The 21,131-nt window shown below is 56.6% G+C and carries 15 protein-coding genes and 2 tRNA genes; 5 read left to right on the top strand and 12 right to left on the bottom strand.

The window, feature by feature from the left end; genetic code table 11:
• Positions 1-216 precede the first annotated feature (216 nt).
• Complete coding sequence (locus AWR26_RS04760) at positions 217-444, bottom strand: YgdI/YgdR family lipoprotein (protein ID WP_043956759.1); 228 nt, start codon at positions 442-444, stop codon at positions 217-219.
• A gap of 192 nt (positions 445-636) precedes the next feature.
• On the opposite strand from AWR26_RS04760, the gene csdA reads away from it, so the two are divergent.
• Positions 637-1,842, top strand: a complete 1,206-nt coding sequence (gene csdA / locus AWR26_RS04755) for a cysteine desulfurase CsdA (RefSeq protein ID WP_064563982.1) — start codon at positions 637-639, stop codon at positions 1,840-1,842.
• Positions 1,842-2,291 (top strand): cysteine desulfurase sulfur acceptor subunit CsdE, encoded by a 450-nt coding sequence (gene csdE / locus AWR26_RS04750; protein WP_064563980.1) that lies wholly within the window; start codon positions 1,842-1,844, stop codon positions 2,289-2,291. The genes csdA and csdE overlap by 1 nt, the downstream gene beginning before the upstream one ends.
• Here the strand turns inward: csdE and tcdA are convergent.
• Together tcdA and mltA are read right to left on the bottom strand one after the other, a co-directional pair.
• Positions 2,276-3,088, bottom strand: a complete 813-nt coding sequence (tcdA, locus tag AWR26_RS04745; RefSeq protein WP_064563978.1) for a tRNA cyclic N6-threonylcarbamoyladenosine(37) synthase TcdA — start codon at positions 3,086-3,088, stop codon at positions 2,276-2,278. The genes csdE and tcdA overlap by 16 nt on opposite strands.
• 69 nt (positions 3,089-3,157) lie before the next feature.
• Positions 3,158-4,264, bottom strand: a complete 1,107-nt coding sequence (gene mltA / locus AWR26_RS04740; protein ID WP_064563976.1) for a murein transglycosylase A — start codon at positions 4,262-4,264, stop codon at positions 3,158-3,160.
• 206 nt (positions 4,265-4,470) lie between these two features.
• Here mltA and AWR26_RS04735 point away from each other — a divergent pair.
• Positions 4,471-4,547 (top strand) — tRNA-Met (locus tag AWR26_RS04735).
• Positions 4,548-4,597: 50 nt separating this feature from the next.
• Positions 4,598-4,674: transfer RNA gene (locus AWR26_RS04730), tRNA-Met, on the top strand.
• 76 nt (positions 4,675-4,750) lie between these two features.
• Here AWR26_RS04730 and amiC read toward each other — a convergent pair.
• Positions 4,751-6,004, bottom strand: a complete 1,254-nt coding sequence (gene amiC / locus AWR26_RS04725) for an N-acetylmuramoyl-L-alanine amidase AmiC (protein WP_043956754.1) — start codon at positions 6,002-6,004, stop codon at positions 4,751-4,753.
• Positions 6,005-6,230: 226 nt separating this feature from the next.
• Between amiC and argA the strand changes: the two genes are divergently transcribed.
• Positions 6,231-7,562 (top strand): amino-acid N-acetyltransferase, encoded by a 1,332-nt coding sequence (gene argA, locus AWR26_RS04720; protein WP_043956753.1) that lies wholly within the window; start codon positions 6,231-6,233, stop codon positions 7,560-7,562.
• Positions 7,563-7,590: 28 nt separating this feature from the next.
• Here the strand turns inward: argA and recD are convergent, their stop codons facing one another.
• The 8 genes from recD to AWR26_RS04680 form a co-directional block, all read right to left on the bottom strand.
• Complete coding sequence (gene recD, locus AWR26_RS04715) at positions 7,591-9,423, bottom strand: exodeoxyribonuclease V subunit alpha (RefSeq protein WP_064563974.1); 1,833 nt, start codon at positions 9,421-9,423, stop codon at positions 7,591-7,593.
• Positions 9,420-12,980 (bottom strand): exodeoxyribonuclease V subunit beta, encoded by a 3,561-nt coding sequence (recB, locus tag AWR26_RS04710; protein WP_064563973.1) that lies wholly within the window; start codon positions 12,978-12,980, stop codon positions 9,420-9,422. The genes recD and recB overlap by 4 nt, the downstream gene beginning before the upstream one ends.
• Positions 12,973-15,861 carry a pitrilysin gene (gene ptrA / locus AWR26_RS04705; RefSeq protein WP_064563971.1) on the bottom strand — a complete coding sequence of 963 codons (2,889 nt, stop codon included), beginning with the start codon at positions 15,859-15,861 and terminating at the stop codon, positions 12,973-12,975. Before ptrA ends, recB begins: the two co-directional genes overlap by 8 nt.
• A 152-nt stretch (positions 15,862-16,013) precedes the next feature.
• The gene (gene recC, locus AWR26_RS04700; RefSeq protein ID WP_064563969.1) at positions 16,014-19,385 is read right to left on the bottom strand and encodes an exodeoxyribonuclease V subunit gamma; all 3,372 of its coding nucleotides are present in this window, start codon (positions 19,383-19,385) and stop codon (positions 16,014-16,016) included.
• A 12-nt stretch (positions 19,386-19,397) separates the two neighbouring features.
• Entirely contained in the window at positions 19,398-19,721 is a 324-nt protein-coding gene (locus AWR26_RS04695; protein WP_043956748.1) for a prepilin-type N-terminal cleavage/methylation domain-containing protein, read from the bottom strand.
• Positions 19,706-20,113: a DUF2509 family protein gene (locus AWR26_RS04690; protein ID WP_064563967.1), complete on the bottom strand. Its 408-nt coding sequence runs from the start codon at positions 20,111-20,113 to the stop codon at positions 19,706-19,708. Before AWR26_RS04690 ends, AWR26_RS04695 begins: the two co-directional genes overlap by 16 nt.
• Positions 20,110-20,673 (bottom strand): prepilin peptidase-dependent protein, encoded by a 564-nt coding sequence (locus tag AWR26_RS04685; protein WP_064563965.1) that lies wholly within the window; start codon positions 20,671-20,673, stop codon positions 20,110-20,112. The genes AWR26_RS04690 and AWR26_RS04685 overlap by 4 nt, the downstream gene beginning before the upstream one ends.
• A complete protein-coding gene (locus AWR26_RS04680; RefSeq protein ID WP_064563963.1) occupies positions 20,667-21,128 on the bottom strand; it encodes a prepilin peptidase-dependent protein in 462 nt (153 codons plus the stop codon). The genes AWR26_RS04685 and AWR26_RS04680 overlap by 7 nt, the downstream gene beginning before the upstream one ends.
• Positions 21,129-21,131 lie beyond the last annotated feature (3 nt).

Here is a 21,131-nt window from a genome sequence, read left to right as displayed (position 1 = left end):
AGCCGGAACGAAGAGCTTTTTTTGGAATGCGTGTTCTGAAGGGCTTTTGGCTTACGGTTGTGATGTTGTGTTGTTGTGTTTGCAATTGGTCTGCGATTCAGACCACGGTAGCGACGCTACCCCTTTTTCACTTCCTGTACATTTACCCTGTCTGTCCATAGTGATTAATGTAGCACCGCAAGATTGCGGTGCTTTTTTTTACCCAACGTTTAGCGCTTACTTATCCAGCGCGACCATCTCTTTCACGTCGGTACGGTTGATCTGCTGTTCGTTGCCGTTAGCGTCTTTATACGAAATCAGGCCGGTCTGATCGTCAGTTTTCGGTTTCCCTTCCGAAACGATTGTGCGTCCATCATTGGTATGTAATGCGTAATTCGGACCGGAACAGGCGCTCAGGGCAAAAGTAAACATACATGCAGAAATAATTGCGGCAGTCTTCTTCATCTTCTTCTCCTTCTGGCAATTAATGCTGTGAAACACTCTTAGTAGAAGAGTCTTAAACATTTACCTAACACTATTTAGCATAACCTGCTTACATCTCCCTGCCAGGACAAACAGACAATTCCGATGGAGCGCAACGTTCTTGCTCCGACAGAAAAATTGCGCGACGATCGCGTTATTGATACGAGGAATCGCATGAACGCATTTAACCCATCGCAATTTCGCGCGCAGTTCCCGGCGCTGGCCGACGCGGGCATCTATCTGGATAGCGCCGCCACCGCCCTGAAACCACAGGCGGTAATCGATGCCACACAACAGTTTTACAGCCTCAGTGCCGGTAATGTGCACCGCAGCCAGTTTGCCCAGGCGCAGCAGCTAACCGCACGCTACGAAGCTGCGCGCGATCAGGTCGCCGCGCTGCTCAATGCACCTTCCGGTAAAAACATCGTCTGGACACGCGGCACCACCGAAGCCATCAATATGGTTGCGCAATGCTACGCACGTCCGCGCCTGCAAGTGGGCGATGAAATCATTGTCAGCGAGGCGGAACATCACGCCAACCTGGTGCCGTGGCTGATGGTGGCGCAACAAACCGGCGCGCGGGTGGTGAAACTGCCGCTCGGCGCCGATCACCTGCCGGATATCAATCAACTACCGTCGCTTATCACCGCACGCAGCCGCATTCTGGCGCTGGGGCAGATGTCCAACGTCACCGGCGGTTGCCCGGATCTGGCACAGGCGATTACGCTGGCGCATGCGGCAGGCATGGTGGTGATGGTCGATGGTGCGCAGGGCGTAGTGCATTTCCCGGCCAACGTACAGCGGCTGGATATCGATTTCTATGCATTTTCCGGCCATAAACTCTACGGGCCCAATGGTATTGGCGCGCTGTATGGTAAAGCGGAATTGCTGGATGAGATGACGCCGTGGCTGGGCGGCGGCAAGATGATCAGCGAAGTGACATTTGATGGCTTCACCACTCAGCCAGTGCCGTACAAGCTGGAAGCCGGTACGCCAAACGTGGCGGGCGTGATTGGCCTCAGCGCGGCGCTGGAGTGGCTGAAAACGCTGGATATCGCCCAGGCGGAGAGCTACAGCCGCGGGCTGGCGACGCTGGCGGAAGATCAACTGGCTAAGCGCCCGGGTTTCCGCTCCTTTCGCTGCCAGGACTCAAGCCTGCTGGCCTTCGATTTTGACGGCGTACACCACGGCGATATGGTGACACTGCTTGCAGGCTACGGTATTGCGCTGCGCGCCGGTCAGCACTGCGCCCAGCCGCTGCTGGCCGCACTTGGCGTCAGCGGCACCCTGCGCGCCTCATTTGCACCCTATAATACACAACATGATGTAGACGCGCTGGTGCAGGCAGTGGATCGCGCTCTGGAAATATTGGTGGATTAATGACAAGCCCGACTTTCGCCGGACACCCGTTCGGCACGACCGTTACCGAAGAGACGCTGCGCCAGACATTTGGCGCACTGAACCAATGGGAAGATAAATACCGTCAGTTGATCATGCTCGGTAAACAACTGCCTGCCGCGTCGGAAGCGCTGAAAGCGCAGGCGCGGGAAATTCCCGGCTGCGAAAATCGCGTCTGGCTCGGTTCAACGCTGAGCGCGGGGGGAACGATGCATTTCTTCGGCGAGAGCGAAGGGCGAATTGTACGCGGACTGCTGGCCGTACTGTTGACGGCGGTAGAAGGCAAGCGCCCGGAGGATCTCATTCAGCACGATCCGCTGGCGCTGTTCGATGAACTGGGGTTACGCGCCCAGTTGAGCGCGTCGCGTAGCCAGGGGCTGGCGGCGCTGGCCGCCGCCGTGCAGGATGCGGCCCGTCAGGCGCTGGCCTGACGGGCCGCTTTTGCCATCAGTTTTTTCAGCGCATGGGAGACCGCGATAAAACCAAAGGTTGCGGTCACCATTGTTGCAGCACCAAAACCGGCTGCGCAATCCATACGTTTCGGCCCCTCCGCCGTGCTTTTCATCGCACAAACTGAACCGTCCGCCTGCGGGTAAACCAGCGCTTCGGTGGAGAATACGCAGTCGACGCCGAGCTTCCCTTTGCTGTTCTTCACTACGCCAAAATCACTTTTCAAGCGCTCGCGCAATTTTGCCGCCAGCGGATCCTGAATGGTTTTCGCCAGATCGCTGACCTGGATCTGCGTCGGATCGATCTGCCCTCCGGCACCGCCCGTGGTCACCAGCGGGATCTTATTGCGACGGCAATATGCGATGAGCGCTGCTTTCGGGCGTACGCTGTCGATCGCATCGATCACATAGCTGTAGCCCTGGCTCATCAGTTGCGCAACGTTGTCGGCCGTCACAAAGTCATCCACCACCGTCACCCGGCACTCCGGGTTGATCTGGCGAATACGATCCGCCATCACCTCGGCTTTCGCCAGGCCAACATTATCGCGCAGGGCGTGGATTTGCCGGTTGGTGTTGGTGACACAAACGTCGTCCATATCGATCAGCGTGATCGCGCCGATGCCCGTTCGCGCCAGCGCTTCAGCCGCCCAGGAACCCACGCCGCCGATGCCGACCACGCAGATATGCGCATCGGCAAACCACTGCAACGCTTTTTCGCCATATAAACGCGCCGTGCCGCCAAAACGCTGACGCCAGGCATCGCTGATTACTGCTGACATAAAACAGACCTCAAAGAAAACAGAAAACCCTCTTCCGCAGGCGAAAGAGGGTTGCAGAGTGTATCACACTCAGCCGCTGAACACGCCGCCGCTGGTACCCGTGCCAGGGGCGTTTTTCAGCACCCAGACCCTGCCATAGTGGTTATACCAGCCTGCGCGGTGACCAGCATCCGGGCCAATGCCCTGATAAATATCGAAGTGCTGGCCTTTGATGGCACCGCCAACATCCAGCGCTACCATCAGACGTAGCTCATATTGACCGTTAAATTTGCCTTTATTGTCGAGTTGCGGCACTTCCGCCAGCAGCGTGGTGCCCGGTGGAATAATGCTGCGATCGGAAGCGACAGAAGCGCGTCCAATCAGCGGCACCGCGCTGGCACCTTTCACCGGCGCCCAGGATTGCGGTTTAAAGAAGACAAACGATGCATTCTCTTCCAGCAGCGCACGGACTTCCGCCTCACTGTGTTTTTCACCCCATTCGCGGATGGCCTGCATCGACATATCTTCTTTCTTCACTTCGCCGCGATCGATCAGCACTTTGCCGATACTACGGTAAGCATGGCCATTTTTTCCGGCGTAACTGAAGAAGTTAAGCGGGCTGCCATCGCCAAAATCGATATAGCCACTGCCCTGCACATCCATAATAAAGTTGTCCATCAGCGAGTTGCTGTACGCCAGCACATAGTTGTCGCTGAGCGCGCCAGCATAGATTTCCGCGCGCGTTGGCAAGCGGCCGCGTTTGGGCGGCATGCGATAAATGGGGTACTGGAACTCACCCTGGCGCGTATGCCGCGCCTGCACTACCGGCGTGTAGTAGCCGGTAAATTGCACGTTTCCGTAGTTATCCGTTCCTTCCATCTGCCACGCATCAAGGCCGTACTGCCGCAGAGTGCGCGTATCGCCACCCGACATCAGCCAGGACTGAATCGCATTGTAAAGGCCGCTCTGACTGCTATAGAGGCGCGGAGAAGCGGAACGAATTTGATTAACCTGCTCGGAGAAGTCTCCGGCGTTGATTGGCGCACCGACGGCGTCAGGTTGATTGACCAGGGAAAAAGGCTGGGAAAACTTTCCGTCTTTATACTGTTGACCGCGATCGGTCGGTTTGGAGGAACAAGCGGCAAGGATTGCGACCATGGCGCCTGTGAGTACGAACTTAGCCCAACGTCCTTTCATTATATCTCGTCTTCTGATTAACCTGCAGCGGGGTGAAGATAACAAACCCTATTCACTAAAGAAATGCGTCAGCACAACCCATCGCCAATTTTGCATAAAAAATAAGCTAATTGTATTGTTTTTACACATAATCTCGGCAATTCGTCGAATTAGTCAAAAAAAAGGTTGCATCAATAAGTTTGCAGAGTATAGTGCGCATCCACGGACGCGGGGTGGAGCAGCCTGGTAGCTCGTCGGGCTCATAACCCGAAGGTCGTCGGTTCAAATCCGGCCCCCGCAACCAATTAAAATGTGAAGAAAAAAGTTTACATGATGGAAGTGTAAACAGACGGACGCGGGGTGGAGCAGCCTGGTAGCTCGTCGGGCTCATAACCCGAAGGTCGTCGGTTCAAATCCGGCCCCCGCAACCAACACAATAAGCACCTTAACGGGTGTTTTTTTGTTTCTGCGGTCCGTAAAAAAATGGCGCCTTTCAGCGCCATTCTGTTATCCCCTTCTCGCCAGCGTCGCGCCATCCGCGAAGTAGGCTTTAATCCCCGCCAGAATCGACTCCGCCACTTCCTGCTGGAATTTGGCCGTCTTCAGCTTACGTTCCTCTTCCACATTACTGATAAACGCGGTCTCGACCAGAATCGACGGGATATCCGGTGCCTTCAACACCGCAAAACCGGCCTGTTCCACCTGATTTTTATGCAGATTGTTAACGTTACCGAGTTTGTTGAGCACGGCTTTGCCGAACTTCAGGCTGTCATTGATGGTCAGCGACTGCACCATATCGAACATGGTGTGATCGAGATAACGGTCGCCGCTTTTACTGACGCCGCCAATAAGGTCGGAAGCGTTCTGCGTCTCCGCCAGATACTTCGCCGCCGTACTGGTCGCCCCTTTGGTCGAAAGAGCAAATACCGAAGAACCGCTCGGCTGACGGCTGGTGAAAGCGTCGGCGTGAATCGACACAAACAGGTCCGCACGCTGTTTTTGTGCCTTGGCAACACGCACTTTCAGCGGGATAAAGACATCCTCGTTACGCGTCATGTAGGCCTTCATATTGCCTTCTTTCTCGATCAGCGCATACAGACGGCGGGCGATTTGCAGTACCACGTCTTTCTCGCGAGTACGGTATTTCCCCGTCGCCCCGGGATCTTCGCCGCCATGACCGGGATCCAGCATAATAACGATCGGCCGATCGCGCCCCGCTTTTCCCGGCTGCGGGCCGCTATCCTGCTTCGGCATCTGCTGTTCAAGATCGCCTTTGTTGTACTCTTCCAGCAGCGCCAACAGCGGATCCTGCACATCTTTTGCATTCACCGGATAGAGATCCATCACCAGCCGCTCTTTGAAACCGGCGACTGGCGCCAGCGCGAACAGTTGCGGCGCAACATCCTGTTTCAGCTCAAACACCATACGCACAGTCCAGGGATCAAACTGACCAACGCGCGCAGATTTGATAAAGGGATCGTCGCTACGAATCTGCATCCCCATGCCTTTCAGCACGGAGTTAAGGTGCACGCCTTCGAGATCCACCACCAGCCGATCAGGGTTACTCAACGTGAACTGCTTATATTTGATGACCTGGTTAGATTCCACCGTCACGCGCGTATAGGTAGATGCCGGCCAGACGCGTACCGCCACCACCTGGCTTACCGCTGCCAGGCCAATCTGGCTTACGCTTAATAACCACATGGCCCCCGCCCCTTTTAATAACCTGCGGCGGCTCACCGATGATTGACTTCCCGACATGCTTCTCCCGAGCCATTTTTCGCTAAATAATGCTATTCGTCAGAATTGACCGAAAACTTTAACGAATGATGCATAAACTGTCATCTATTAAAGGGTAAACATATGTCTGCTCAATGGCTTTACCGGGGCAACTTTATTGAATGACGACAAAATTTGCACTTGCACCGGGCGGCAGAAAAGAATAAAAATACACAATTTACGAATAAACATGCATTGAGGACAGGCCGTGGTAAGAGAGCGCAGAACCGAACTGGTACAAGGATTCCGCCATTCTGTTCCCTATATTAATGCCCATCGGGGAAAGACATTTGTCATTATGCTCGGCGGCGAAGCCATTGAGCACGAGAATTTTTCCAGTATTGTCAATGATATCGGCCTGTTACACAGCCTCGGCATCCGGCTGGTGGTGGTGTATGGCGCGCGTCCGCAAATCGACGCCAACCTTGCCGAACATCATCATGAACCGATTTACCACAAACACACCCGCGTGACCGATGCAAAAACCCTTGAACTGGTTAAGCAAGCGGCAGGCCTGTTGCAGCTCGACATCACGGCGCGGCTGTCGATGAGCCTCAACAATACGCCATTGCAGGGCGCGCACATTAACGTGGTTAGCGGCAACTTTATTATTTCACAGCCTCTGGGCGTCGATGACGGCGTGGATTATTGCCACAGCGGACGTATTCGCCGTATTGATGAAGAAGCGATCCATCGCCAGCTCGACAGCGGTGCGATTGTGCTGATGGGGCCGGTCGCGGTGTCGGTCACTGGCGAAAGTTTTAACCTCACTTCCGAAGAGATCGCCACCCAGCTTGCCATCAAGCTGAAAGCCGAAAAAATGATCGGTTTTTGCTCGTCGCAAGGGGTCATGAACGACGAGGGCGATATTGTTTCCGAGCTGTTCCCGAACGAAGCGCAGGCACGCGTCGAAGCGCTGGAAGCAAAAGGAGATTACCACTCCGGCACGGTGCGTTTCCTGCGTGGCGCGGTCAAAGCCTGTCGCAGCGGCGTGCGGCGCAGCCACTTGATCAGCTATCAGGAAGACGGCGCGCTGTTGCAGGAGCTGTTCTCCCGCGACGGTATCGGTACGCAGATTGTGATGGAGAGCGCCGAGCAGATCCGTCGCGCCACCATCAACGACATTGGCGGCATTCTCGAACTTATCCGCCCGCTTGAACAACAGGGCATTCTGGTGCGCCGCTCCCGCGAGCAGCTGGAGATGGAGATCGACAAATTCACCATTATCGAACGCGATAATCTGACCATCGCCTGTGCAGCGCTTTATCCCTTCCCGGAAGAGAAAATCGGCGAGATGGCCTGCGTGGCGGTACACCCGGACTATCGCAGCTCATCGCGCGGTGAAGTTCTGCTGGAGCGTATTGCCGCGCAAGCAAGGCAGATGGGTCTGAGCAAACTGTTTGTGCTGACCACGCGCAGCATTCACTGGTTCCAGGAACGCGGCTTTACCCCGGTGGATATTGATTCGCTGCCGGAGACCAAAAAGCAGATGTACAACTATCAGCGCCGTTCCAAAGTGCTGATGGCCGACCTTACCTGAAAGCTTGCCCCCGCGCGCTGCGGGGGCGTTACTCTGCTTCGCTGAAAAACGCATCCAGCCCGCTGCGCCGCTCGGTGCGGGTGGCAATGGCCTGCGCCAGAATGCGCTCGTCCGCATAGAGCGACAGCCGCCTGCGTGCACGGGTGATGGCGGTATAAACCAACTCACGCGTGACTACCGGTACAAACTGCCCCGGCAGGATCAGCGCCGTATGATCGAACTCCGAACCCTGCGATTTATGCACGGTCATGGCCCACGCCGTTTCATGCTCCGGCAGGCGGCTGGGCTGTACAGATTTGATGCTGCCATCCGGCAGCGGGAACCAAACGCGGATCCCCTGTCCCTGCTCCAGCGCAATACCGATATCGCCGTTAAATAAGCCCAGCGCCGAATCATTACGAGAGATCATGATCGGACGACCGTGATACCAGCGCGAATGCGCCGGGCGTGAAATCTGCCGTTTACGCAGCAGCGCCAGTTCCAGACGCTCATTCAGCCCGCTCACCCCAAACGGCCCCTCGCGTAATGCGCACAGCAACTGGTATTCGCTAAACGCCGCGATAATCTCCTCCGGCGCGGCGTTGTCATGCACCCGCGACAGATAATGGCCATAGCCAGCGAGTGCGTCGTCGATCATCGCCTGATACTCTTCTGCGCTCTGCAGCGGTTTGCACTCGATATCGCCAAAGCCCTGACTGAACACTGCTCTGGTGGCATTTTTATCGCCCCGGTTGACCGCTGCCGCCAGTTGGCCAATGCCGGAATCACTGCCAAAACGATAGCTTTTTTGCAGCAAACACAGGCTGTCACGCAGCGTGCTGGCGCAGTGCCCTTCTCCGGCAGGAACCGTTGAGCCGGTTAAACGCGAGAGCTGCGCCGCGCGCTCCGGGGTATAGCCAGCATTCACCCACGCACAGATATCACCCAACACCGCACCGGCCTCTACCGAGGCCAGCTGATCGCGATCGCCAAGAAAGATCACCCGGGCCTGCGGCGGCAGCGCATCGATCAGGCGCGACATCATTGGTAAATCGATCATTGAGGCTTCATCGACCACCAGCACATCAAGATGCAGCGGGTTATCGGCATGATGCCGCAGGCGCTGGCTGCCCGGCTGCGCGCCAAGCAGACGGTGTAGCGTGCTGGCTTCGTCCGGCAGCATCGCTTTCTGTTGTTCCGTCAGATCCAGCTGACGCAGCGCATTGCCCAGCGATTCGGTCAACCGCGCGGCAGCTTTGCCGGTCGGCGCGGCCAGACAAATGCGGCATTTGCCGCTGTCCACCATCTGTACCAGTGCCGCAAGCAGTTTTGCCACAGTAGTGGTTTTTCCGGTTCCCGGCCCGCCGGAAATCACCGAAATGCGCCGGGTCAGCGCCACGGCTGCCGCCACTTTCTGCCAGTTCACTTCACCCGTTGTCGGGAAAAATGTCTCCAGTACCTGTGCCAGCCGGGCTTCATCCACGTCGGGTTGGCTCTGCCGTTCGGCAAAAAATGCCGCCACCTGTCGTTCATTTTGCCACATGCGGTTCAGGTAGAGGCGATCCCCCCTCAGTACCAGTGGCGCTGGCGTTTCGCCATCGCTGACTACATGCGATGCCAGCAGTATTTGCCGCCAGTCTTCAGGGTTTCCGGCCTGCTCAAAAAGCTGGCTAAAGATCGTTCCTGCGCTGGCATAGGCTTCGGGCGTCAGGCGTGAAAGCGGCAAACAGACGTGTCCTTCACCGGCGTCGTGGCTGAGCAGCGCCGCTGCCAGCATCACCGCCGGTTCCTCTTCCGTTGCCACCGTCAGAGCGAACTGCACATCCAGCGGGCGCAATAGTTTCAGCTCCGCCGCTTCACGTAATCGTGTTGTCATACTCATGGCGTCGCCTCCTGCGTCTCTCCGGCAAATAACGCATCCATCTGTTCGATCAGTGCCGCATCAGGACGCGTGGTGAAGATACCCTGCTGCGGGTTTTGCGCCTCAACGCCGCGTAAAAAGAGGTAGATTACGCCGCCGAAATGCTGTTCATAGCGGTAATCCGCGATGCGGTGGCGCAAGTAACGATGCAGCGCCAGGCTATATAATTGATACTGCAAGTCGTAGCGGTGCGACTGCATTGCCGTCGCCATCGCCGCCTGCGTATAGGCCTCCGCGCTTTCGCCCAGCCAGTTGGATTTGTAATCCAGCAAGTAGTAGCGGCCATCGTGACGAAAGACGAGATCGATAAAGCCTTTCAGCATGCCGCGCACATCGCGGAAATCGAGGGGCGGACACCCTGCCGACAGCGGATCGTAGCGCCGAATTAGCGCATCCAGCGCCTGGGCACTCATCGTCTGCGCCACAGGCAAGTAGAACTCCATCTCGACCTGTTTCTCCTTCGCCGTAAGCTGGCTCAGCGAAATGCCGGTCCCAGCCAGCGGCGCATGCAACACGCTCTCCAGCCAGCGGCTCAATACCGGTTCCCAGTGTTCTTCATACCCCCCCGCCAGCACTCTTTCCGCCACCCATTGCGGCGAGATTGGCTGGGTAAAATCCAGATCTTCAAACAGGCTATGTAAAAAGGTTCCCGGCGCGGCACCACGCGGAAACTGGTGCGGCGTCAGCATCGGTTCAGCTACAACCTCACGCTCACCGGCCGCATCGATATCCAGACGCGGCAACAGATCCTGGGCGATGCCGTGAGCACGCTGCTGTAAGCCTGAATAGCTGGTCACGCGCCAGTCGTCGGCAATTTTCCGCGTCACTTCCCGCGCGCTAAGGGCGGGCAACGCCGTTTGCGGCAACTGCCAGCGGGCATTATCGGCAACGGGCGGCGTGCAAAGGGCGATATCGTCATTGCACAGCGCCTGCAATGCGCGCTGCAAACCGGCAGCATCGAGCGCTTCACCTTTCTGAATCAGCCGCCCAAGCGCGCTCTGATGGAAATCAGTTTCACCCGTTTTGCCGCCGCGGCGGCGAATCAGCGGCGCAATCCCCAGGCTGCAATGCCAGACCGAACGCGTTAATGCCACATAAAGCAGCCGCAAATCTTCCGCGAGGCGCTCGGTTTCCGCCAGTTCTACGCTCTCGTCGCCATGGCTTAAATCGAGCATCGCCGCGAACGATTCACGGTCATGATAGAAACCCTGATCCTGGACGCGGAAATTCGCAATAAACGGCAGCCAGACCAGCGGGTATTCCAGGCCTTTCGATTTATGGATGGTGACAATCTGCACCAGATGTTTGTCACTCTCCAGACGCAACTGCTCGCTGGAGGCATTGGCATTCGGTTCGGCGATGCGCTGCGCCAGCCAGCGTGTAAGTGCATGCTCACTTTCAAGCTGCGTTCCGGCTTCCTGCAACAGTTCGCTGATATGCAGAATATCGGTTAACCGCCGCTCACCACCAGGCGTCGCCAGTAAATTCTCTGCCACATTGCGCGCGCTCATCAACGTACGCAGCATCGGCATCACGCCGCGTTTTTGCCACAGCTCGCGGTAGTAAGAGAACTCTTCAACTTTCTCATCCCACGCCTGTTCGTCGAGATTCAGCGCTTCAATATCCTGCGCGGTCAGCCCCAACATGGAGGTGGCTAACGCGCTACGCAACGTGCTCTCCCGCTCCGGTGCCAGCACGGCATGCAACAGCCACAACAGCTCCTGCGCTTCCGGCGTATCAAACACGCTGTCGCGGTTAGAGAGATAGACGGAGGGAATATCCAGCAGCATCAGGGCATCGCGAATAAGCGACGCTTCGTGGCGGCTGCGCACCAGCACGGTGATATCCGAGGCTCTGACCGGGCGCACTTTCTCATGCTCGCCCTCACCTTCGTACAGCAGCGCCTCGCCCTGCTGGCCAGCGCTCAGCCAGTCGCGAATTTGCGAAGCGCAGAGCTGGGCCATAAAACCCTGGTAATCGCCGACGCTAACACCTTCGCCCTCCATCAGCCACATTTTCATGGCTGGCTGCATTTCCCCACGGAAAGTAAAGCTCAGGCCCGCGTTTTTAGCAGCGGCTTTAACCGGCAGGAAGGGGATCTGGCGAAACATAAAGGCGTCTTCCATCTGCATAAACAGGCGGTTAACGCTGGCGATCATGCCCGGCGACGAGCGCCAGTTAGTATCAAGGGTATAGCGAGCACTCACTTCATCGCGCGCTTTCATATAGGTAAAAATATCAGCGCCGCGAAACGCGTAGATGGCCTGCTTCGGGTCGCCAATCAACAACAGGCCGCACTCTGGCTGCCCGTGCCAGATACGGCTGAAAATACGGTACTGCTGCGGATCGGTATCCTGAAACTCATCGATCATCGCCACCGGGAAACGTCCGCGGATCGCAGCGGCCAGCGCCTCGCCGTTCGGGCTGCGCAATGCGCTATCCAGGCGGCTGAGCATATCGTCAAATCCCAGCTCGCCGCGACGACGTTTCTCTTTCGCCACCGCCTCGCGGATTTCACGCATTGCGCTGGTCAGCACCAGATCGTCAAGCGTTAGCGGCTGAGCCAGCAATTCCTCGATAGCGACAAAAAGCGGATGTTCCGGCACCACGCCATCCGCTTTGGTACGCTCGGCGAGGAAAGACTGAGCAAACTTCTCCAGTGCCTCCGGCAGCAGGTAACTGCGCGTCTCCTCCTGCGCCCAGGCGGACACGCGCTCAATATACTTTGCCTGGTTGCCACGGTTGAATTTGCGCCGGTCGATGCCGGACGCTTCAATCACTGGCTCCACTTCGGCAACTGCAGCGTTCCATTGCTGCTTGATAGCGTCAATCCGGGCGATAATGCGCTGATGGCGGGAAACCAGCGTTTCATCCGCCGACGGCGGGGATTTGATTTGCGGCGCTTCGCCCTGCAGGTAGCGGTCGATCGCCTTCAGCAGTTCCTGCGGCCCCTTCCACGAAGCATGAATCGCCTGGGCAATCTCTCGCGGCAGCGGGTAGCAGTGACGCCGCCAGAAATCCGCGCAGGCCTGATAGAGCAGCAGAGATTCATCTTCCACCAGTTGCTGTTCAAACAGCATGCCGGATTCGAACGCGTTCAGGCTGAGCATGCGCTGGCAGAAGCCATGAATGGTAAAAACTGCCGCCTCATCCATTTGCCGCTCGGCCAGCATCAGCCAGTACGCGGCCTGCTGCTTATCGGCAATCTCCTCCAGCAAACGGGCATAGAGAGGGTCGCTGCTGCTTTCCCGCAGGCAGGCAATGCGTAACTCATGGATATTACTGCGGATACGGCCACGCAGCTCTTCGGTTGCGGCCTCGGTGAAGGTCACCACCAGTAGCTCTTCAACGCTGAGTGGTCGCGGGAAGGCGGCATTGCCGCCCAACCCTAATAGCAGCCGCAAATAGAGTGCGGCGATGGTGAATGTCTTGCCGGTGCCCGCCGAGGCTTCAATCAGGCGCTCGCCGGTAAGCGGCAAGCGCAGGGGATCAAGGGTCTCAGCAGTGTTTTCACTCATCTTTCTCGGTCATCTTCGGTAAGGATTGCTGCAGGGCGCTGACGCTGTCCCAGACCTTCCAGCCTTGCGGTTGAGCATATTCCGCTTTCCCGCTCTGGCTACCGGAGATCTGCGACAAAATCGCCATACCTTGCGGCTCTACCACCGCCTGATGGAAGAAGTCGGCAAGTTTCTGCGGCGTCAGCAGTTTTATCTGAGCGACTACTTTATCACGTGAATCGAAGCGCATATTGCCGCGATCGAAATCTTTGCTGAGTTTAGAAGCCTCTTCACCTAACGTTTGCGGCGCTTGCACGATTTGCGCAATCACCCCCTGCTGGATTTGAGCAAACTCTTCCGGTTTCATCGCCCGCAGCTTCGCTTCCGCAGTCGGGAAGAAGGCCTTGTAGCGCTCCCAGAGATACGCCGGTTGCTTATCATTGCTCTGTAACAGGAAACCCAAGCCCCACTGGCGGCCTACGCTCATCGGGAAAGCAAACACGGCGTAACCAAGCTGCTCCTCGGTACGTAACTGGTTATAGAACCACGGCTGTACAATTTGTCCCAGCATCGCGCTGTAGGCCGAGCTGCTGTACTCATCAAAACCCGGCGGTACGAACACTGCGGCCAGCGCGGAATCCGTACTGTTGCCCGCTTTTTCAAAGCTCACATTCTGCTGTTTATCAACCACGACGTCCTGGTTACGGCACCACACGGTGCCATTGGCACCCAGCTGTTTTTGTACCGCATGAGCGAGGTCTTTGGCCTGCTGCTCGCCAAGATTACCAATCACGAGGAATTCCGGACGCGCATTGCTCTTCAGCGCATCGCGATAGTGCAAAATGTCCTGCAGGGAGATTGATGGCAGCAGCGCACGACGATCTTCACGCAGGAAGTACGGCACCTGCGACAGCATCTGCACCGGCATGATCGCCTGATCGAAGGCTTTCCCCTTCTCTGCCGAATCCATCATTTGCGCGTACCAGGATTTGGCCTGTGCAAGCTGTTCTTCCGTCGGCGTATAGCTGAAATATCCGCTCAGCAGCGCCTGGAAAAGCTGCGGCAGACGTTGGGTATAACCATTGGCGTTAAGCATCAAGCCATTGTTGGCATTGGTGGAGAAGGTAATCCCACCGACAGCCGCCTGGTTGCTCAGTTGATCAAGCGCCAGCCCTGCCAGATAGTCATTCAGCGCAAACATCACCTGGCTCTTTGCTGTATCCATCGCCTGTGGATTACGCAGCACCACGCTGACATCCGCCTTCGGTTCGCTGGCAAAATAGCGGCTCGGCATATACACCACGCGCAGCGTCGGCTCATCGACAATCAGTTCGGGATGCTCGTACTGCTTCTGCGGTTTGATCAGAGTGAAATCGTCCGGAATATAGGGGTTCAGCTCGGGGAATTTCAGCGTGATGCTGCTCTCCCGCTTCTGCCAGTCGGCAAAGGTTTCCGGGGAAATTTTATCGACCTGATAAGGCGCATCGACAAAATAGGCAGTTTTATTGTGCGGTTCATCCGGGCTGATATACCAGATGCGGGCATTTTGCGGCGTCATTTCGTTAAGACGCGCCTGCACCGCTTTGGCATCAAACTGGTCAGCGATATTTACCGAATCCAGCGTATGCGCAACAGGTACGCGGATCATGGTATCCGCCAGCCACTCAACATAATCCATATCGCGGGTAATGGAAGGGTAGCGAAAATCAAGGTCAAGGATATGGGAAAGCTCGTCGAAGTAGCGCTTATCGATGCCTTTTTCACGCAGTAGTTGCAGGTAGCTGAAAATCGCCGCCACCACCTGATCGCGATTCGCCTGCCCTTTGTCTGTCAAAGTAGCGGAAATGGCCAACACACCGCTGTTGCCATTGACCACGGGATCGGAGTCGCCACGGATCCCTTCAACCAGCCCCTGGCTTTGTAGCCAGTCAGAGAGTGTGCCCGGACTACGATTGCCAATCAGGTAAGTGATCAATTCATCCGTTTTACTGCGAAACGCAGCAGTGTTGTTGTCGATACGGAACTCAACGCGCAGCACTTTGCGCGGCACCGCAGGAACATAGTGAATGATGACACCTTTCTGCGCCTCGGTGACGACGGGCACGGTGATTTCCGGCTTCGTGATATTTTTATTCGGCACGCGGCCATAGGTCTGTACCGCAAGCGTCGCCAGTTCGTTCAACGGACGGTTGCTGTAGATGACCGCTTTCATCAGGTTCGCAGAGTAGAATTTATCGCGAAACGCCAGCAGCGCCTGGTGTACCGGGCTGCCCGGTTTATCGCTCAACGTTTCGAGGTTGCCACCGGAGAAACGTGCGCCCGGGTGCGCCGGGTTAATGGTCTCCGCGCTAACCTGCGCCATCCGCATCCCGTCGCGGGTACGCGCCATGGTCAGCTCGGCGTTGACCGCGTTGCGTTCGCGTTCGCCATATTTTTTATCCAGCTTCGGCGCGGCAATCGCATCCGCCAGACGATCAACGGCGCCGTCCAGCGCATTATTTTCCACTTCCAGGTAATAAGCGGTGCGGTAAGGTGCAGTACTGGCGTTATGGCTGCCACCATGCAGCTTGAGGTATTCGGCAAGGCTGTCCGGCTGCGGGTATTTTTTGGAACCCATCAGGGTCATGTGTTCCAGGTAATGTGCAAGGCCAGGATGGGAATCAGGATCCTCCAACGAACCGATCGGCACGACCAGCGCGGAGAGAGATTTCACCGCCTGCGGGTCGGATACCAACAGCACAACCATGCCATTATCCAGACGAATCGCCTGATACTGACGGGTATCTTTATCGCTCTTGCGGATAGTTTCCTGAACCGGTTGCCAACCATTGTCGGCCTGACTGAATGGCGCCCAGAGGGCAAAAAACAGGACGAAAACTTTTAACCAGGTGCTGCGGGGCATTCACGAACCTCATCATTAACGTTTCTGGCGGCTCCAGTCGCTGTGAAACTGCCAGATATACTCGCGCTGGCTTTGCCAGCACTCTTGTTATATCAGTCCGTGACCGTCGCGCATAATAATGGATGCTTACGGCTTGCGCAATTTTTATACAGTCAGTCGGACTGATTATGTCGATAAAGCGGTAACAGGAAACGGCGCGCCTGTTCGGTGATTTCAGCGTAACACTCTGGCTCAAGGGTACGCCACAACCGCTGATACCATATATCTTCACCTTCACCGCGAACCATCATATTGCCCTCCCAGGCTTGCAAAAATTTGCTTTGCGCTTTCTGTAGCGTTTCCTCGTCCATTAACATGGCATCATTTGCGGCGTCATAACAGGCTTTTATCCACGCGCCGCCGCTTTCCGGCACCAGCAACAGTGGTTTCGTCATCCCTTCCCGGTAACCTTCGATCATCAGCGCCAGAGAGTCCATTGCCTGCTCTGGCTCCAGCGGTGGGAATCGCCACTCGCCGTCTTTACGCACAAACAACCGGCTTTCGCCGGCACCGCCGCTGGCACAGTAGACAAGATGCTCAAGCCAAAGTTGCAGCCCCTGAGAAACGCTCAATAAAGAGGGACGCCAGCGTAGCAGGCCATCCGGCTGCACACGTGACAACCAGCCCGTCAAATGAACACCCGCACAGTGAAGATCGATCTCCTGGCTTACGGCCGGTTGACGATGCTCGATGACGCGACCAGCAAGTTCCTGCATCTCCTGGCACTGTGTTTCCCAGATGATTTCTCCAAATGCGCCATAAGGCAGCAAGCCAGCAGCGCGATAACGGCGGAATAATTTATCTTCATCCTGCTGCTCCACTAATGCGTTGAGCAGCTCAAGATTCAACTGGTACCGATCTAAACCATCAAGGATAAATGGCTCAGCATCAGGGATCTCATGCTCTTCCGGACGGAAATTGACCCGTAAACGCATCTGGAAAAAAGCCCTGACCGGATGCGCCCAGAAGCGCTGAAGCTGATCGAAGGAGAGCGTCTCCAGCGGCTGACTTTCCAGCGTCTGGATAAACGGTGAATGCGCTTCACCCTGCGAACTCGCCGCAGGCAGCCATTCGCGGGCATAACTCTGCCACTCGTCAGCAGTAAAGTTCGCCGGATCGAACGGCATACGGGTATGTAAATGCGTGATATGTGCTTTCACCCGACGCTCGCTGTCATCGCAGTTCAGCGCTTCATCTCCCGCCAGACAGTGGCTTTGGCCAATATAATCAACCAGTTCCTGCACCAGCACGGAAGGGAAACGCTCTTTGTTATCCTGGATAGAACGGCCGATATAGCTGATATAGAGCTGCTGCTGCGCCGAAATCAGCGCCTCCAGGAAGAGATAGCGGTCATCGTCGCGTCGGCTGCGATCGCCGCGCTGTGGTTTCTGACTCATCAGATCAAACCCCAGCGGCGGGAGCGTGCGCGGGTAAACGCCGTCATTCATGCCTAACAGGCAAACTACCTTAAAGGGAATGGAACGCATCGGCATCAGGGTACAGATATTGACCGGACCGGCGAGAAAGCGCTGGCTAATACGCTCCTGATCCAGGCGCTGGGCCAGCTCGTCACGGAGTAAAGAAAGTGGGATCGCTTCGCCATACTTCGCGCCAACGCCCTGAGCGATGATCGCCTGCCACTCCTGCTCGATCAGCGCCAGCGCCGCTTCGGTATCCGGATCGGGCAGGAAAAAGTCGTTGAGCATATCGCGGCAAACCGGAAGCCACTCTTCCAGCGGACGCGCTTCAGAAAGCCCGCGACGCCAGATATTCAATTGCATCAGCAGCGTTGCCAGATGCCCCACCAGTTCAGCAATCAGTCCACTCGATTCATCATACGGCAGAACGGATTGCCATTCGCCGTGGCGGCTCTCCATGGCATAACCGATGAGCATACGCGTGAGGCCAAACTGCCAGGTGTGTTGCCCGGTCGGCGGTAGCTCAAGCTCGCGCACGTTGTCATCGTCCATGCCCCAGCGAATACCTGACTCATTAACCCACAGCCGCAGGTAACGCAGCCCCTCTTCATCGATGTTAAAACGCGCAGCCAGCACCGGAACATCCAGCAGCGCCAGCACATCTTCTGAAACAAAGCGGCTGTCCGGCAGCGACAGCAGACTAATAAAAGCCTGTAGCGCCGGATGCGCCTGCCGGGCGCGGCGGTCAGAAATGGCATAGGGAAGATAACGCTCGCCGCTGGCGCTGCCGAAAACGGCCTGGATGTAGGGGCTATAGCTGTCAATGTCCGCCACCATTACCACAATATCGCGCGGCGTCAGTTCCGGATCGGCTTCCAGCATTGCCAGTAAACGATCGTGCAGGATCTCCACTTCACGCTGCGGGCTATGGCAGACATGTACCGTCACGCTGCGATCGCCGGGCGCGAGCGTTCGCTTTTTGTCGCTGCTGGCAAACTCTTCCGCAGTCACGCCCGCCACGGCGCTGTTTTGCAACTCAAGGATGTCGTACTTCAGGTTTTGCAGCAGGGAACCGGGCGTGATATCGACAAAAGCATCCAGTTCCTCATAACGATCCATACCTGCCAGCAGAAAAATGTTATCGCGCCCCAGTTTTCCCCACGAGGCCAGCAGCGGGTTTCCGACATCCTGTTCACCGTCGTCATTAAAGAGACTTCCTGCATTTTGCGTATCGCGAAACAGCGGAAATTGCCGATCTTCCCGGTGATGGCGGCGCTGGCGGGTAACCAGCCTTGCCAAAAAGGCGGGATCTTTAATATCTCCCCAGTAGTAGCGGCAGGGATTGGTAAACAGCAGATGAACATCGATGTGCTTACCCAGCGCCTGTAGAGCCTGTAAATAGACTGGCGGCAGCGCAGAAATACCGCAGATGAAAACGCGGGAGGGCAAACCTGCGGGCGGCGTCTGTGCTGATTCGAGGGTATTGATAAAACGTTGATAGAGATTGGCGCGGTGCCAGTGAGGCTGGCCGAGTGCAGCGGTATGCTCCACCAGAGCACGCCAGAGCGGAGCCTGCCACTGTTGCGCCTCGCCCAGCCCATCAACGGTTTCGCCCGTTTCCCAGCGTGTCAGCCATTCCGGACGATAGACAAGGTACTGGTCGTAGAGGTCCGCTACGCGCGACGAAAGCTGGAACAGCTTGCGCTTGTCGTCATCATCATTCAGGTAGTGACGCAGCATGGCGAACTCTTCGCGCGCCAGCATGTCCGGCAGCAGCGACATAAGCTTCCAACTCATGCTTTGCTTGCTAAAAGCGCTCTCTTTGGGAATGTCATCGAGCACGCTGACAAACATGTCCCAGATGAAACTTGCCGGGAGCGGAAAGGTGATATTGGCGGCGATGCCAAACTTTTGTGCCAGCGTCATCTGAAGCCATTGCGCCATGCCGGTGCTTTGCACCAGAACCACTTCCGGTTCAAAGGGATCGTCGAGCCTGTCTCGCTCAACGATAAACTCCATCAATGCTTCCAGCACATCCAGGCGATTGGAGTGGTAAACCCTTAACATAAGCGCTCCTGACTACTGACTGTTCGGACAAAATAATCGCGTCATCTGCCCCTGCCTGCCCGCTGGCGAGGTAACGGTGACGTTGATGCTGACACATCCCTCTGCCGTTGTCTGCCCCCGGTTTACCTGCCAGCCGGGCGGCAAAGGCGGAGCGTCAGGTTGCGCCTGTTGCCATGCATATCGCCATAGCTGACGCCACTGGCTGGCGGACCAGAACCCTGACGCCAACGCCCGATGATAACCGCCCAGAGCGGTAACCACCATCACCATCAGCAGCATCGCCAGCAGTACCTCCGTCAGGCTGAAACCTCGTTGCTTGTTCAGGGGAGCAGACATAGCGCCACCTCGTTTAGCGGACAAAAATCACTCCAGCCATGCGGCAAAAAGCGGATACTACCACCGCTTACAGCCCCCAGATGCCAGAGTGCATCCTCTTCGTTCGCAACGATCAGCAACGCGGAATCATCGCTGAAAATGCGCAGGCAACTGCGCCAACCTGCGCCAGCAGGCTGCCGACACTGCAACAAGGGTTGCGATGGCCATACTTGATGTTGCGCCCACTCCATCGCCGAGTGAATTTCAGCAATATTGCGTAATCCGTGGATCTCGCGATTTACGCGCCACAAATGGCAGGAAAGCTGCTGATTCAGGCCATTCAGCATCAAGCTTCCGAGCAGCAGTAGCAGCAATACCAGCGCCAGCGATGACATTCCTCGTTGTCGATTCATAAGTTATATCCGGTGACGTCCAGCACAGCGTTCACCGTTGTTCCGGCATCGCCAGGAAGAGAGGCGGTGAGCGCGACAGTAAGCTGCGGGGCATGTCCTGTCGTCTGGCGCAGGGTCACGTTAAAACGCGAGACAGACATCTGGGCGGGATCGGTCGTTTTTTCCCAGCCCCGTCCGGTACAGGACGTTGCGCCACGCAATGTCTCCAGTGCGCCATTTTGCAGGCGAAAACCCGTTTGCTCCGGTTCACTGCTCGCAGAAGATTCCCAGCGTCCGTTACTGTTGGCATCCCACTGCATTATCACACACTCTCCGCTATTGCTGATGATCAGCGGTTGGCCAGTGCAACTGCCGTTACAGTAGCCCGCCCGCTGTAACTGCTTTGCTACCGCCCAGAGCCGTTGCCAGAGATCGTCCTCCAGCGTCTGGACACGAGTCTGTTGCAAAACGGCGGCTTGCAGTGCCGGTAAAAAGCGGGCCGAAGCCAGCAGCAATATGCTACCGATAGCCATTGCCAGTATGGTTTCCAGCAGTGAAAAACCCCGTTGACTGTTCAACATTGATCGTCCTTCGCGTTCTGACACATTCTGATGCGCCCCCAGGCTGAAACCACGATCCGCCACTCTCCGGCGCTGCTGCGCACGCGAATATGTCCCGGCCATGCAGTGTTGCGCAAACCAAAGAAACCGAGCGATGGCGTCACATCCAGGAGCATCACCTCAGGCCAGGCAGGCATAACGGAGAGCGAGCCAGACGTGGCGCAGCCCGTTGAGGGCGAATTGAGCAGGCACCAGCCATCGCCTTCCCGTGCCGAATAAACCCGTTGCGCCTGGTTATGCCAGTTAGCCTCTTCGCGTAACCGTTCCAAAAAGTGGCGAACTTGTAGCGCGGTCTGCCATAACCGCTGTTGCGCCTGCCAGTACTGCCAGCCCGAAAGCCCCATACCGCTCAGGATTGCGATCAGCGCAACGGCGATAAGCGTTTCAATAAGGGTAAAACCCGCTTCGTTTTTCATGGC

It is taken from the genome of Kosakonia oryzae, assembly GCF_001658025.2.
In the GTDB taxonomy this organism is placed as follows: domain Bacteria; phylum Pseudomonadota; class Gammaproteobacteria; order Enterobacterales; family Enterobacteriaceae; genus Kosakonia; species Kosakonia oryzae.
This window is presented reverse-complemented; position numbering and strand designations above follow the sequence as displayed.